This is a genomic window from Dyadobacter soli, from assembly GCF_900101885.1.
Lineage (GTDB): Bacteria > Bacteroidota > Bacteroidia > Cytophagales > Spirosomataceae > Dyadobacter > Dyadobacter soli.
Genome location: NZ_FNAN01000001.1, coordinates 372,611 through 386,584, shown reverse-complemented (window position 1 = coordinate 386,584; position 13,974 = coordinate 372,611). Strand labels below are relative to the sequence as shown.

Below are 13,974 nucleotides of genomic sequence, written 5' to 3'. Positions count from 1 at the left end.
GCTGGCATGTAAAACCGGCTTTACTTTCAATCGAACTATATCCTTTTCACTTTTTAAATCGAGCTAAAATGTACAAAGTCTTCTGTTTGTGTAAAACCGCAATTTTTGCCGCGGCATTTGCAGCCAACTTTCTAATGGCATGTACCGACCACGGCGAGCCAGACCCGTTATCGCCAGCCGAACACATTTCCCAGGCCCTGGCCCTTCCCATTCCCGCGCAGGTAGCGCTGCCTGCGAACCCTTACGGACATACGAGAGTAGCTGCCTATTTTGCGAAAGGCATACAGAAATACCGGTCGCAGGTGAAAGCCAACAGCAATCCGATTACCTATGAATGGGCATTTGTAGCGCCGCAAGCCGACTTGTTTGACAATTCCAATGCAAAAATCGGGACGCATTTCGCAGGCCCTTCCTGGTCTGTCATAGCTTCGGATGCATTGATCGTTGCGCAACAATTCACGCCGCCCAAAACCGCGAACGTCGATGCGGGTAGTGTCGACTGGTTGTTGCTGATGCCGAAAACCGGGACAACGCCTACCGGCCGGTTCGAAGGGGTGGACTACATCCAACGCATTGCAACAGCAGGCGGCAGGGCGCCGTCGACACCGCCGAACGAAGCCGGGGAGACCATCGAGGTTCCGTATACCGCTGTATACATTTTCTCCAAAATCGCCTATTAAAATCCTGCATAACAACCTGACCAAAAAGCATGTTTTTTTTTGAAAGTTTTAGCCGATCATACTTACAGCTACGCTTTTCATCAAATGTCAGAATTGATCAATGGATGCTATTCTGCCCGCACCTTTTCCGGCATCGGCGGTTTGTGCGGTTTATCCCTGGTTACTTAACGGTAGTGCAAGAAGTATTTCTACAATTAAATTTAGGGTTTTGATTCCTTAACATCATATCCTACCCATTCATGCAAACACTTCTTGGAGGCGTCACCTTTATTGTTGACGAGATTACCGCCGCGGCCCCGGCAGATTATGAAACAGCTCTTTTAACAAATTTATCCTCTGATCCGAACGCTGACCTCTCTGAGTCGGTGAAGCAATTGCGTGGCAATGCCGCATCACTGCCGCTGCAAACCACTCCCGACCAACCACTGTCCGACGCCGAATTGCGGCTGATCGATCTGAAAGTAGCTTGCGCCATGCTGGATATTGAGGCGGCATTTCCGCTGTTACCAGGCGAATTGGTAGAAGGTGAGCCCGGAAAAGGAATCCTTTCGGCAGAATGGCAGCATCTTCCGGCAGGGACACCGGTAGTGACGCGAACCACCAACTTCCGAACGATACATCTGGCCTCGCAGCAGCACCGGTTTGTCAATAATGCATTGGTAGACGCAAGGCCGTCTTTGAAACTCAAATCCTCGAATCCTTGCTGGGGATGGGACCGCCCCGTCCAGGACGATTCAGCCACGGCTTATATATTCGAGATGATCAATACATTGCTCGGACTTTCTGAAATCGGGCTGGTGTTTACCCCGTTTATTTCGATGTTTGCCGACCAGGCTACGAAGGGCATTTCCTGGGATGATGTTGTCAAAACCGCCAAATGCGCGGCTGAGCAGATATCGAAAACCAACGATGTGGAAATACTGAAAGGTTCGCTGGCCGGCCTGAACAACGAGCTGACCACGACTTACATGCCTATTAAAAACAGGGTAAAAGGCACCACCGGCGACGCGCGCACCAAAAACATGCAGGACGCGTACTCGTGGGGATCGAGCATTATCACCAGCATGACAAGCACGCTGGGTGCGCTGAGCGCCGACAACCTGGGTGCAGCCGCACTGGTTGCCTACGTGTCTGGCGCAGGCACGATCATCGGTCTTTACCAGGATCTTTCCACAGTTGACGCAGCATCACCGGACCCGGCCCAAAGCGGCGCGATTGAAGCGATGCGTAACTTCGCGAACACGGCCAGCGCCTACGTGCAGAATGCCGTCGACGGCTTGGCAGCAGAACGCTCCGATGCCATCCAGCTGGTAGAAGAAACACAGCCGGTAAACCGGTGCAGCGGCGGAATGTCGCCTACCTGTGTACAGATCGGCACACGTGTTTCCGGCTATCATTGGGAAGACCGCATTACCGGGGATCATTCAGGTACCTGGAAAGTTAACTACGACTATCAGCGCGACGAAAAACGGAACGCCTGTATCGCGGATTTGAATAATTATAAAGGCCCGCTGATCTCAAAATTCCGGGATCAGCTGGCACCGCTCCTCAAAGCCGCCCAGGCATTCAAGGGTGCTACCATTCCTCATCCGATACCTTAAATCAATCCCTGTTGTGGTATAATACCCGCAATGGTGTAGGGGCAAACTGCACGAGCAGTTTGCCCTTTCGCATCGGCACAGATTTTTTGTGGACAGCCCTCATTCAACATGCTATTCACAACAATGAGAAATAAGACGCTTATAGTGATGATCGACGACGATACGGACGAACACGAAATCTTTCACATGGCTATTTAAGATTTAAAGGAGCCGATCGACTGCCTGTATTTTACGGATTGCGAATCTGCAATTGCCCACTTCACCCAACCCGGTGCAATGCCTCCCTCCCACGTTTTCATCGACCTGAAACTACCGCGCGTGGATGGCGATCAGTGCCTCAGGCAATTACAGCAAATTCGTCAGTTCGATCATCCGTTCATGGTCGTCTACTCTTCATCCATTCCCGACGACTTGAAACGAAAGCTGTCAAATTCGGGCATTGATAAGGTCATGCAAAAAACTGAGTCGATACCAGCACTCGCCCAAGAAATTCAGCAAGTCGTGCAGATGCGTTAGGGTTGGAAAGATGATTTTTGCACCAGCAGAATAATAACCTGATCTGCGCGATGAGGGGAAGTACATTTCTACGTCTGTCGCGAACCGTTTGCTAAATAATTGACAATAAAATCATTAAATATTTCAACGAGCTACTTTTTTATGTGATCAGTTACTGTATTTTTGGGCGCCTTGTAAAATTAATTGTACCCTTAAACTATCAGTAACTATGTCCTATCGCGAATATCCTCCACGTGGCCTGTACCACCTTCCCAAGAAAAACATTCTGGTTTTAAGCTGTATCGATCTGCGCCTGACCGACAACCTGCTTGAATTCCTGCATTTTGAAAACCTGACAAACCGGTATGACCATTTTGCTCTCGCCGGCACCTCCCTGATTACGCAGGCGGACAACGACGAACTCACACTTTTGCTGGACCATGACAAACTCGGCAGCGAAGTAAAAAGCTACAAAACCTGGAACGATGTCTGGCGGGACCACATAAGACTTGCCATCATATTACACGACATCAAGGACATCTATATCATTGAACATGAGGACTGCGGCGCCTACAAGACATTTTTAACAGCGGAAGCCCTTTCCGCCGGGGAGCACAGCTGCCACGTCAAATTCGCTACTGCACTCGCCAATCAGATACATGAATTCGAAATGGACGATGAAGGAAACACGGTAGTCCTAAACGTTCACTGCTTTCTCATCGATCTGAGGGGAAATATCGAGCACCTGTATTCAATCTAAACCGCGACCCCTTCACACTTATAATTATCCTACAATGAGTTCCGTATTCAGAACATCGTACGCTCCGGCTGCTGAGTCAGCGAGTGAGCAGAAGCTAGACCCGGCGTTCTGACTCGCCTGAAAAATGACCGGCGAGGTGACTTTCCCGACATCCCGCCGGTTTACCCTTCCGTATCTTCCAATTGAAACAATACTTCGACGGTCGTATCAAAAGCCTTTGCCATTCGCAGGGCGAGCACGGTCGAAGGAATGAATTTCCCGGTTTCAATCGAATTCAAGCCTTGCCTGGATATTCCGATAACCTTTGCCAGTTCGGCCTGGGTCCAGTTTTTCTTAGCCCGCTCAACCTTTATCGTATTCTTCATACACCGTATTTTTTCTTCGAAACAAACCAGCCGACAAAATAAAAAGCCCAGCAATATCCCACCAGATGACCATAACCAAACCAGCCGCGATTGGAAATACCGCAAAGTTCGAGTAGAAACAAAAGCATTACCAACATGGCCGTCAATGAAAATCCGATCACCACGGCCTCCAACTGCACCCGCTGCTTCACCTCGTCCATCACTGAAAAAGCCCTGATCATTTTCAAAATAAAAACAGAAAACGTGATAATCGGCACTATGGCGATGATTATCGAAAGTGGCCTGTCTACCATTTGATGCTTCAACAACCACGTCGCGGGAATGTAGGTAGCCCCGTAAATGAGCGCGAAGATAACGGAGTTTTGGCCTGCGTTTTTTTCAGATCGTTCCATAAGTCTAGATGTTGCATGTTTAACTTGTGTAAAGATATGTAAACATTTCATTTTGTCAAGTATAATTGACAAAATAACATCAATACTAGACATTATGGATAACGCAGCTTATGACTCGATACAAGCAAAACAGCCACCCTACTGATGAACAGTGAGGTGGCTGTGAACCTGCATTGGGCGGCAACGCCCGGTCAGATGGCAACGGCCTACTTCGGTTCTAGCACCAGGAGTGGTTTGCCTTCATCACCCAGGAAATAGACCAGCAATTTGGCGGGCTTGGTTTTACTGAGATTCCTGGTCCCGTTGTGCAGGCCTTCGGGCTGCTCATAGAAAGGGTCTCCTTTTTTCTTTATTGTTTTTTCACCTTCAAAAGTGATTTCAATTTCCCCCTCCAAAACGTAACCGAATATCGCAATGGGATGTCGGTGCGGCGGCGACACTTCGCCCGGCGCGTAGGTGACGATTCCCATGCGTACTTCCTTGCCTTCGAGACCAGGCATATCCAGCTTCTTTTTATAAATCAACTCCGGAGCCGTGGCGCCGTGACTGGCACCTGAATGCTGGCCGATCGCATAGTTGGAGATCAGGAATGTTACGAGAATTGTCGCAATGGTCTTCATAAACTTTTAGATTTGGAATGATGGTAAAAATAGGGCTACTTGAAGCGTTGCCCACTTGCTTTCGCTATTACATAGCAATGCATGTACCAATCCCACAATCCACTTATTATCAACCATTTAATCAATATCACGTAATAGAAAATTCTCCGATATTCAGTCAGATGACTTGCAGAATTACGGAATATCGTGTTTGCTTCGCGCCGAATACGCTATCATTTTTCAACAAGATCGCAATCCGTAACCAAACCGTCGGAGGTGAGATGGACGATTATATAGGTGTCCGGCTGATTGGACTTCAATTGGTAAGTCACGATTTCGCTTACGTCGCTTTCATGCCGTTGAATGCCGCGGCCTGAAACGTTTTCCGAATGAACGAAGGTCAATGATTTCAGCGTTTCCGGCTCTCGCATTCCGCCTGCAAAGTCGCGCTTGGCTCCCGAAGTGAGGCCCGATGCTTCTTCCAGTACTTTACCACCTTTTACCATGGCCTGCAAAGCCGCCATGATTTTGGGTGTGCGTGACGGGTCGGGGTCGGCATTGGTTTTATGGATATCGGCAAGCGGCCCGATACGTGGTACTTTACGCTCATACTTCTGATCATCGTCTTGAAGCGTGAAGCCAGTCACATTTCCATTAGCGTCAGAATTGAAGATCACAGATACATTGCGGTCCGTCGATGTGAACTTAGTAGCACTGACGGGCACAAGTTCTTCGTCGACAAAACCATCTTCCAGGGTGAAAAGTCGCTGATTTTCAGCCTCAAAAGTAACAATGCGATTATTAAACAATTCATATCGGCCCTCGAAAGCCTTTAAAGCTTTGGCATCCACATTTACGGCGGTAGGTTTAACCTTTACTGGAAATCCATCCCAATGGTAGTAGTCGGCGATAAAATCAACGATCCTGCCCATCATATGCGAGTTGTCGTTCGCATTGATCATGATCACAACGCCTTGCCCTTTGTTCACACTAGCGGTGAGCAACGCGTCAAAACCCTCGTCGCGCCCATTGTGACCAAAGCGGAGCGATGTGCTGTCACCCTGCAAAAAAACACCCAACCCATCCCTGTTTTTCTGATCCGTCAGCATTTGGCGGGTCATTGACTGGGATAATACATTTCCCGATTTTCCAGCATAGGCATTCTGAATACCGATCGCGAACCTGGCCAGATCGGACGGTGTAGTCCACAATCCCGCTGCCGCCATCTCGGGATAAATGTGCCAGCGCCCTTCCACCAGACTTCGATTGTTGTAATGACCGGTTGCCGTCGTTTTCGCCAGTTCCGGCGGTAAGGGTTGCTGGTAGGTACTATTTTTCATACCCAGCGGCGAAAGCACAGTTTTTTTCATGAATTCCGGAAAACCGGCGCCGGTCACATCCACCATAAGTTGTTGCATGACGGTATAACCGCCGCCCGAATACCTCCAACGTGAGCCCGGAATAAAATCCACGCGAACCGGTGGCGTATTGGCCGGAGCTGCCCCATCCAGAATCTGAACGACCGAAGGGATCTTCGTACCCACGGCATATCCCGGGAATCCGTGCACTGTAAGACCGGTCGTGTGACTGAGCAGCCCGCGCAGCGTAACCTTTTTGTCTTTTGTAAATTCGTTATCAGGCACTTTCCAGCCTTTCAGTTTTACATTGACATTCTCGTCCAGCAGCAGTTTGTTCTGTTCAACAAGATACAATGCGCCCATAGCCGCAACCGATTTACTCACCGAGCCTGCCTGAAACAAGGTGTTCGTCGTGACAGGCACCTTTCCATCCTTATCAATAAATCCATATGACTGCGCTTTCAGGATTTTTCCATCCTGAATGATCGCCAGGGACAAGCCGGGGATTCGCCGCTTCTGCATTTGGGCGCGGATAAAATCGTCCAGATCATCCGCCTGGACGTAAAATGCAACTACTAGAAAGGAAAGAATCAGAAAGAGGCGTTGGTTTTTCATGGATGGTTTGACAGGAATGTGTTCGAGAATTTCAACCACAGCAAAGCTAAAAGTTTTCCAACCTGTTGTCTCTTAATGATCTGTAAAAGAATGTCACCGAAACGTAAAAAGTGTCTTTTACAAATTGCCGGTATGTAAACGGAATCGGCAGGTGGGGAACTTCATGGTGCTGCCTGTATCCCGGGTTGCCAAAGCCGGCCAATCGCATAGGAGCCCCCGCCCGTGAATACCAGCGAAACAGCAATCCCGATGGCCAGCAAAAAGAACTCCATCCCTTCGACATGCTGGGTCCCGAACCAGTCCATAAAAAAGTGCTCATGGAAAGTTGTGACGATAATGCCGGTCATCACAGCGGCGATGGCGGCAGCTGAAAACCGTACCGCCACACCCAGCACCAGCGCCAGCGGCCCGAAGAATTCGATCAGGATCACAAGGAAACCGACAATCCACGGCAGCCCCGCCTGGCCTGTGAAATATTGCATGCTCCCTTCAAAGCCGAAGCCGCCAAACCAGCCCAGTAATTTTTGTGCGCCGTGCGGAAATAGCACCAGTGCCAGAAACAGGCGCTGAAAAAGCGCCGACCCGTTGAAACCGTTATTAATTGTACTTGAAAACATGGCTCTCTGTATTTAATGGTTATAGAAAAATTATTTTATGAATTAACTGGTTGCAATCCCATGCTGCTGCCTGCCTTATAGCGGACCGTCACCTCCACGATCCTGCGTGCAAACAGCTCCGCAGTAAGCAGGTCGCCCGGATGCTGGGTATTGATAATGCTGTCGCCATTGTCGCATTGCTCCATCAGGCCGATGTAACTGGCCAGCCGGTTCTGTCCTTCGGTTTGTTCGTTATTCAGAAATCGCGGCAGGATACCCAGCGAAATCCAGTTCATGCTATGCTGGCAAGCGAAGAGCATGATCGATTCCAGCGTGTTCAGCTTGTCGCCATTGGACGTCGACGATAGTGTAAATCCGGCGGCAAGTTTGTCCTTCCACGGCTGCTTGTACCAAAAGCCGCCGGTCAGTTCCATAAAGTGTTTGAACTCGGCGCTCACATTACCAAAGTAGGTCGGGCTGCCAAAAACGATGGTATCGGAGTCGTGCAGCAGGTCCAGACAGGCTGATACCCGGCTCACGTCCACCAGATTGACCACCGAACACTCGGTGGTCATCGCCCCGGCCAGCTGCCGGGCGAGCCTTTCGGTATGCCCGCCCCGGCTGTGGTAAACAATTGAAATAGTGACTTTTTTCATGGCTAATTTTTATGCAAATGTTGCCTGTCCGAACCACCCGGAACGATCACCTGTGATAAGAAAATCCATTAACCTGGAATAACTTTTTTGGGCAACCCGTAGCGAAAAAGGCGCAGGGCTCCGCCCGCAACCGCAGCAAACCGCGACCGTAAATCTGTTATAATGAGGATAATGGAAAGCGTCAGCTGCGCTCCTGGCTGCGGATCCGGCTCAGGGTCTGGGGGGTAATGCCCAGGTAAGAAGCGATCTGGTGATTAGCGACGCGCTGCTCGATTTGCGGGTACTTTTTGATAAAATCTTCATACCGTTCGGGCGCACTTTTGGCGAGGCTTGCCGAGAGTCGCTGCGAAGATGCAATGAACGCATTCTGGATAATGATTCGGAAATGGCGTTCCATTTTAGGCACCTTTTCGTATAAAGTTTCCAGATCTGCCTTGGTAATATGCAAAACCTCGGTGTCTTCCAGGCAATCGATGTTGTAGCTCGTCGGGCTTTCGGTCAGGAAACTATACAGGTCCCCTACCCACCAGTCTTCCAGGCCAAACTGCAAGATATGCTCCTGGCCCTTGTCGTCGACCTCATAAGTGCGGGTCACACCCTTTACTATAAACGTTTCATAGCGCGTCACATCGCCTTCTTGGAGGATGTACTGCTTTCTGCGGTATTTTTTGTAGGTAAAAAGCGACTGCACGATCCCCGCTTCCTGCGAATCGAGTGGTACAAACTTGCTCAGGTTTTTAATTAGAAGATCCCACATGAACCAAAGATAAGTGCGGCGGCTAAATTAATCAACGCCCTTTCTCAGCTGTAATTCGAAGCCCCGACATCCTCCGGAATGCGCAATGACCTGACTGCTGCGAGAAACCTGCGTACGATTTCCTTCGAATTCGCTTCGCTGCCCGCAGCACATTGCCCCAGCGCATAGGGAGCAAGCGCAAGATATAAATTACGAATGCCAGGCATTTAACAGATGTAGCTAAAATTTGCATCAGATGATCGTTCATTTTCCGATGCAAAGTTCCCTAGCATTCGTCGGCAGGAAAATCGGCTGGGATAAGAAATTCCGTTAACATAGGTTCATGGATTTCCGCCCTGCTATTTAAGCACATATGCTCCGTTTGCCGACCTGGAACGTTTGGCCTTCCGATAGCCCGAATCCTGGATTTTCTAAAAGCATTGGCATCTTCGCATTCAATAATCGCAAAATAATGGCTACTATTATATCTCTGACCCTGTTCCTGATATTTTCGGCGTTAGCAGGCCTCCGCTGCTATCAGCGAGTCGGCGGGCGTTAAGGATCACAAGGCAATCGGCATAATTTCTATAATCCTGGAATACCTCGCTTAGTCGCACCAAAATTCAAAAGAACAGCACAACAATGCAGGATTTACTATTTGACTTTATATCCAAATACATTTCGCTGACAGACGACGAAAAGAATGCAATCGTCTCTTTGGCCCTATTTCGCCAGGTAAAAAAAGGAGCCATTTTACTCAAAGAGGGAGAAAAATCTAATGACGGTTACTTTGTACTCAAAGGCTGTATCAGAATCTATTACATTATAGACGGAGAAGAAAAAACAACCGCTTTCTACACAGAAATGGAAGCCCTGACACCGCATTGCGTTATCCAAAAGGCACCTTCCGAATACTACATATCTTGCGTAGAAGATTCAATCCTGCTGGTTTCAGACCCCGACATGGAGGCCGAAATGTTTAGCAAGTTTCCAAAGTTTGAAACCCTTTGCAGAATACTGGCGGAAGAATTTCTGGCTAAACAACAGATCAATTTTGACGAATTCAAGACTTCCTCACCCGAACAACGGTATATAAATCTGCTACAAAAGCGGCCAGACCTGATCCAACGTGTCCCGCAACACCAGTTAGCAAGCTTTCTCGGCATAAAACCGCAATCGCTAAGCAGGCTAAGGGCAAGGATTTTAGAGAAAATCAAAGGCTAGGATCATTTCTTAACTTAAGTGAACGTATTCAGGCTGCCCGCCAATCTAATTTTGCATTGTCATTTAACGATGGAAAAGACATGCAAAAGAAAATTTTACAGTTCGCCTTGATCTTATTGATGGCTGGCACTTCGCAAGTTAAAGCTCAGTACGCCAAAGAAGACAGTACCTATCGAAAGTTTTTCATTGGCAGTACCCTGTTTATGCTGGCTAATGTAGTGCCGGATAACAATCCGCCTCAAATGGTATATCTGAACCTGGGTTATCGCGTCACGGGTAAGGATGTGATTTCACTTGAATTTAAAACCTGGAAATATGGCTGGCCAATTGGCATTCCTTTTGGAAAATCATATGAAGCAGATGGCGAAGGCTTTCCAGGTTATATTCGTGAACACGGCGTTTCGCTTAATTACCAAAGGTTTTTATGGAAAGGCCTTTTTGCCCAGGTTGACGTAATGCCCGCTTTTCAAACTTTTGTAAATGATGACGATAAAAAGATCGATAAAGGATTTCAAATCTTTAACACCTACTCCATTGGTTACCACATCAAACTTTTCAAGGACAGGCTTTTCTTTCAGCCTTCCATTGCAATGACGCATCGCCCCTATCAATCAACAATGCCCGATTCGTTCAAACAGGTCGACGATAGATGGCCAAGAGTCTTCTTCTGGCAGCCGGGTTTGCATTTTGGGGTTAATTTTTGATTCATTTAAAATCCAAAACCCATTTTTATTAAGTTATTAATTGTCCATCAGTTTTGTATTGTTCAATTTCCCGGAGCATTTCGATCGACTTTACGACGGGCTCCCACTGGTTGCCCCGAAAGATGAATTTGAACCACTTTTTCTCGCGATTCTCATACCTGATATTGAAGAACAGCCAAAGTGCTCCGACTACAAAAACGATCGTGAACAGTATTTGAACTGTCATCCAGACCGGGTGCTGAAACATCCGCTGCTGAATCGAAAAAGTCGTCCAGATTGGCGCATGCAGGAACATTAACCTCGCTATCAGCAACGTGGATCCTTTTAACTGAGCCAGCCGGTATTGGGTCGCCACAAGTGCTTCGCTGAGGTCTGTCTGGTAAATCAACACTACCTGATAAACGTAAACGCCCGTCACGAAGGCCAAAATTACTGCGTGTATAGCGATAGAATACCAGAAAAATGGGCTCGCATAATCGTAGGTACGATAGAGAACGACACCTACAAGGGACAACCACAGCGCGCTTACGATAATCACAAAGATCTTCATAGGAACCATCGATCCGACAACAGACTTGATTTTCATAAGCGTGATTGCCGCCGCATTCTGACGGTTCAGGGTGAGGTTTTCTTCGAGTTTGCGATCGTACGATCGCCACAATTCGATCAGTTCGGATTCTTGCATGATGCTAAGATTTGAAGGTTGAAAATTTGCGACGTAGTTGTTCCTTGATCCTTCCCACTTTTGTTGAAACGTTAGAGGCCGTGATCCCGAGAATGGTTGCCATGTCTGATTGGCTGTGTCCTTCAAGGTACAGCAGCATCAGCGCCCTGTCGAATTCTCTCAATTGCCTGATAAACTCATGGAGCATAGTTAAGTCCGAATCCAGGTCCAGCGGTTCGTCCTCGGTTATGAGTGTGAGAATTTCTTCGTCTAACCGATGGTTGATTTTGTCGCGGCTCACTTGCTTGCGAAAAAATGAGATAGAGACGTTCAATGCGATCCGGTAAATCCAGGTGGTCAGCATGAACTGTTCGTCGTATTTGGGGAAAGCCAACCAGAGCTGCAAAGTAATTTCTTGAATGAGGTCCTTCCGGTCCTCCGTATCACGGCAATACGCATTTGCCACCTTGTAGATGATACCTTTATGGGCATCAACCACATTCACAAAATGGGCGGCATCTCTGTTAAGCGGCATGGCGCATTAAATTTGTTTTACAGGAAATTGATCGTTTAGCTTCCAATTATTCGCATTACCCGAGAAATGTCACAACATTGGGTTCAATTTGCATGCAAATAGGAAATCTGCCAAGAATTATAATATATCGGTGAGGCAATGAGCGATGCCCGCAGGGTTGTGCATGGTTTTATGAATGCATTCCGCAGGTCAAAACCACTTACCTTCCAAAATAGCCATTTTGCAGACAGCTAACCCGGTTTTGCAGACTTCTTAAAAACACCCTTCACGCTTGCGATACATTTGCGGCTTCACCAAGCGCTCTTTCATCGTGTACATACTGGAAACCAAAGCACTAAGCCACCAATTTGGCGCCGGCGAGCCTGTCGTTCGCAATCTTGACCTGAAAATTCCGCAAGGCAGTATCTACGGATTCCTGGGGCCGAACGGAGCCGGAAAAACGACAACCCTGCGGCTTATGCTGGGCTTAATCAAAAAACAGTCCGGGCAGATCGAGATCTTCGCAAGACCACTGGAACATCATCGCGAGCAAACGCTGCGACAAATCGGCTCGATGATCGACAGCCCGTCATTTTACGGTCACCTTTCGGCGTATGAAAACTTACTTGTGTTTCAAAAGATTTTCCAATGTCCAAAGAGCCGGATTTCCGAAGTACTCCATTTGGTAGGCTTATCCCGGACGGGCAGCAAAAAGGCATCCCGGTTCTCACTAGGCATGAAGCAACGTCTGGGAATTGCGATAGCGCTACTGCACAACCCCAGCCTGCTGATCCTGGATGAACCTACGAACGGGCTCGATCCGAACGGGATGATTGAAATCCGTGAAATGCTGATCCGGCTGAACCGCCAGCAGGGCATTTCGATACTGATATCGAGCCATTTACTGGGGGAAATGCAAAAGCTGGTCACACACGTGGGCATTATCAATGCGGGCAAGCTTGTTTACGAAGGCACACTGGACAAGCTCGTCAGTAAAAGCGGGCAGTCTTTCCAGGCCACCTGGGAAATCGATCACACGGCCAGGGCGATGGAAATAGTGGGTCACAAATACAATGCCGTAAAACTCGACGATCAAAAGATTGTCATAGCTGACCTGACCAGAGACCAGATCGGCGCCGTCAACCGTGAACTGATCGTGGCCGGTATCCCCGTCTACGAAATCACGACCAGCCACAAAGACCTCGAAAGCATTTTCATGAACCTGATCACAAACAACAATGGTACTCTTCAACAGTTTTCAAAGTGAGTGGATCAAGAAAAAAAACAGTTCCGCATCCTGGCTCACCATCATCGGCGCATTTTTCATTCCGCTTATTATTCTGACCAAAAGGATCCTGGACCCGCAAACCCTGGCAGAACAAAATGCTTCCGCCAAAATCTGGCATATGCTTTATAACCAATGCTGGCAGTATATGTCCGTATTCGTGCTGCCCATGGGCATTATCCTGACAGCCAGCCTGATCACCCAGCTCGAATTCCGGAACAATGCCTGGAAACAGGTCCATACCACGCCGCAAAGTTTCACGGTACTGTTCCTGGCAAAATTCTGTATTACGCTTACCATGCTGGTGCAGTTTTTCCTGCTGTTCAACCTGGGTATCGTTTTGACGGGCATTTTACCCGCACTGATATTCCCGAATGTGCCTTTCCCAAAACAGGATTTTCCCTTTCAGCCCTTTCTCGCAGGCAATGCCAAGTTCTTTCTGTACAGCCTGCCGATTCTTTCCCTGCAATACCTGCTGAGTCTGCATATCCGTAATTTCATGGTGCCCATCGGGGTAGGATTTGCGATGGTCATTGCTTCGCTTATTGCCGTTTCATGGAAGTATGGCTATCTGCTGCCCTATACCTACTGTTCCAAGCAGTTTCTGCTCAATGACAACCGCATTGACCCGGATGTAAATATTTATGCATGGTCGACGGGTTACTTTGTCCTTTTTACCACTTTAAACTTTTTACTTTACATCTCCCGAAAGAGCAGAGGGTGATCGCAT

17 protein-coding genes are annotated in these 13,974 nt (G+C 48.1%); 8 read left to right on the top strand and 9 right to left on the bottom strand.

The features are described 5' to 3' along the window. Positions 1–68: 68 nt before the first annotated feature. The 4 genes from BLQ88_RS01380 (at position 69) to BLQ88_RS01365 (ending at position 3,536) form a co-directional block, all read left to right on the top strand. Positions 69–680, top strand: a complete 612-nt coding sequence (locus BLQ88_RS01380; RefSeq protein WP_090145963.1) for a DUF3455 domain-containing protein — start codon at positions 69–71, stop codon at positions 678–680. Between the two features lie 239 nt (positions 681–919). Next, positions 920–2,281, top strand: coding sequence for a hypothetical protein (locus BLQ88_RS01375; RefSeq protein WP_143016775.1), 1,362 nt, complete (start codon positions 920–922; stop codon positions 2,279–2,281). 276 nt (positions 2,282–2,557) lie between these two features. After that, a complete protein-coding gene (locus tag BLQ88_RS01370) occupies positions 2,558–2,797 on the top strand; it encodes a response regulator (protein WP_090145960.1) in 240 nt (79 codons plus the stop codon). A gap of 208 nt (positions 2,798–3,005) precedes the next feature. After that, entirely contained in the window at positions 3,006–3,536 is a 531-nt protein-coding gene (locus tag BLQ88_RS01365; protein ID WP_090145959.1) for a hypothetical protein, read from the top strand. A gap of 161 nt (positions 3,537–3,697) precedes the next feature. Here the strand turns inward: BLQ88_RS01365 and BLQ88_RS01360 are convergent, their stop codons facing one another. The 7 genes from BLQ88_RS01360 to BLQ88_RS01330 all read right to left on the bottom strand — a co-directional run bounded on the left by BLQ88_RS01360 (position 3,698) and on the right by BLQ88_RS01330 (position 8,874). After that, the gene (locus BLQ88_RS01360; RefSeq protein ID WP_090145957.1) at positions 3,698–3,901 is read right to left on the bottom strand and encodes a helix-turn-helix transcriptional regulator; all 204 of its coding nucleotides are present in this window, start codon (positions 3,899–3,901) and stop codon (positions 3,698–3,700) included. Next, positions 3,898–4,293 (bottom strand): hypothetical protein, encoded by a 396-nt coding sequence (locus tag BLQ88_RS01355; RefSeq protein ID WP_090145955.1) that lies wholly within the window; start codon positions 4,291–4,293, stop codon positions 3,898–3,900. Before BLQ88_RS01355 ends, BLQ88_RS01360 begins: the two co-directional genes overlap by 4 nt. A 206-nt stretch (positions 4,294–4,499) precedes the next feature. Then, on the bottom strand, positions 4,500–4,913 hold the full coding sequence (locus BLQ88_RS01350; RefSeq protein ID WP_090145953.1) for a cupin domain-containing protein: 414 nt from the start codon (positions 4,911–4,913) through the stop codon (positions 4,500–4,502). A gap of 212 nt (positions 4,914–5,125) precedes the next feature. Next, positions 5,126–6,865, bottom strand: coding sequence for a serine hydrolase (locus BLQ88_RS01345; RefSeq protein WP_090145951.1), 1,740 nt, complete (start codon positions 6,863–6,865; stop codon positions 5,126–5,128). A gap of 161 nt (positions 6,866–7,026) precedes the next feature. Then, positions 7,027–7,482, bottom strand: a complete 456-nt coding sequence (locus tag BLQ88_RS01340) for a DoxX family protein (RefSeq protein ID WP_090145949.1) — start codon at positions 7,480–7,482, stop codon at positions 7,027–7,029. A gap of 35 nt (positions 7,483–7,517) precedes the next feature. Next, the gene (locus BLQ88_RS01335; protein ID WP_090145948.1) at positions 7,518–8,117 is read right to left on the bottom strand and encodes a flavodoxin family protein; all 600 of its coding nucleotides are present in this window, start codon (positions 8,115–8,117) and stop codon (positions 7,518–7,520) included. Between the two features lie 181 nt (positions 8,118–8,298). Further along, positions 8,299–8,874: a Crp/Fnr family transcriptional regulator gene (locus BLQ88_RS01330; protein WP_090145946.1), complete on the bottom strand. Its 576-nt coding sequence runs from the start codon at positions 8,872–8,874 to the stop codon at positions 8,299–8,301. A 621-nt stretch (positions 8,875–9,495) separates the two neighbouring features. Between BLQ88_RS01330 and BLQ88_RS01325 the strand changes: the two genes are divergently transcribed. Together BLQ88_RS01325 and BLQ88_RS01320 are read left to right on the top strand one after the other, a co-directional pair. After that, on the top strand, positions 9,496–10,077 hold the full coding sequence (locus tag BLQ88_RS01325; RefSeq protein ID WP_090145944.1) for a Crp/Fnr family transcriptional regulator: 582 nt from the start codon (positions 9,496–9,498) through the stop codon (positions 10,075–10,077). A gap of 80 nt (positions 10,078–10,157) precedes the next feature. Next, the gene (locus BLQ88_RS01320; RefSeq protein ID WP_090145942.1) at positions 10,158–10,781 is read left to right on the top strand and encodes a hypothetical protein; all 624 of its coding nucleotides are present in this window, start codon (positions 10,158–10,160) and stop codon (positions 10,779–10,781) included. 28 nt (positions 10,782–10,809) lie between these two features. Here the strand turns inward: BLQ88_RS01320 and BLQ88_RS01315 are convergent, their stop codons facing one another. Both BLQ88_RS01315 and BLQ88_RS01310 read right to left on the bottom strand, forming a co-directional pair. Continuing rightward, positions 10,810–11,466, bottom strand: coding sequence for a hypothetical protein (locus tag BLQ88_RS01315; RefSeq protein ID WP_090145940.1), 657 nt, complete (start codon positions 11,464–11,466; stop codon positions 10,810–10,812). A 4-nt stretch (positions 11,467–11,470) separates the two neighbouring features. Beyond that, positions 11,471–11,980 carry an RNA polymerase sigma factor gene (locus BLQ88_RS01310; RefSeq protein ID WP_090145938.1) on the bottom strand — a complete coding sequence of 170 codons (510 nt, stop codon included), beginning with the start codon at positions 11,978–11,980 and terminating at the stop codon, positions 11,471–11,473. A 271-nt stretch (positions 11,981–12,251) separates the two neighbouring features. Here BLQ88_RS01310 and BLQ88_RS01305 point away from each other — a divergent pair, with 271 nt between their 5' ends. Next, positions 12,252–13,226 (top strand): ABC transporter ATP-binding protein, encoded by a 975-nt coding sequence (locus BLQ88_RS01305; RefSeq protein ID WP_229212520.1) that lies wholly within the window; start codon positions 12,252–12,254, stop codon positions 13,224–13,226. Next, positions 13,198–13,968, top strand: a complete 771-nt coding sequence (locus BLQ88_RS01300) for an ABC transporter permease (protein WP_090145936.1) — start codon at positions 13,198–13,200, stop codon at positions 13,966–13,968. The genes BLQ88_RS01305 and BLQ88_RS01300 overlap by 29 nt, the downstream gene beginning before the upstream one ends. The last annotated feature ends 6 nt before the right edge of the window (positions 13,969–13,974 follow it).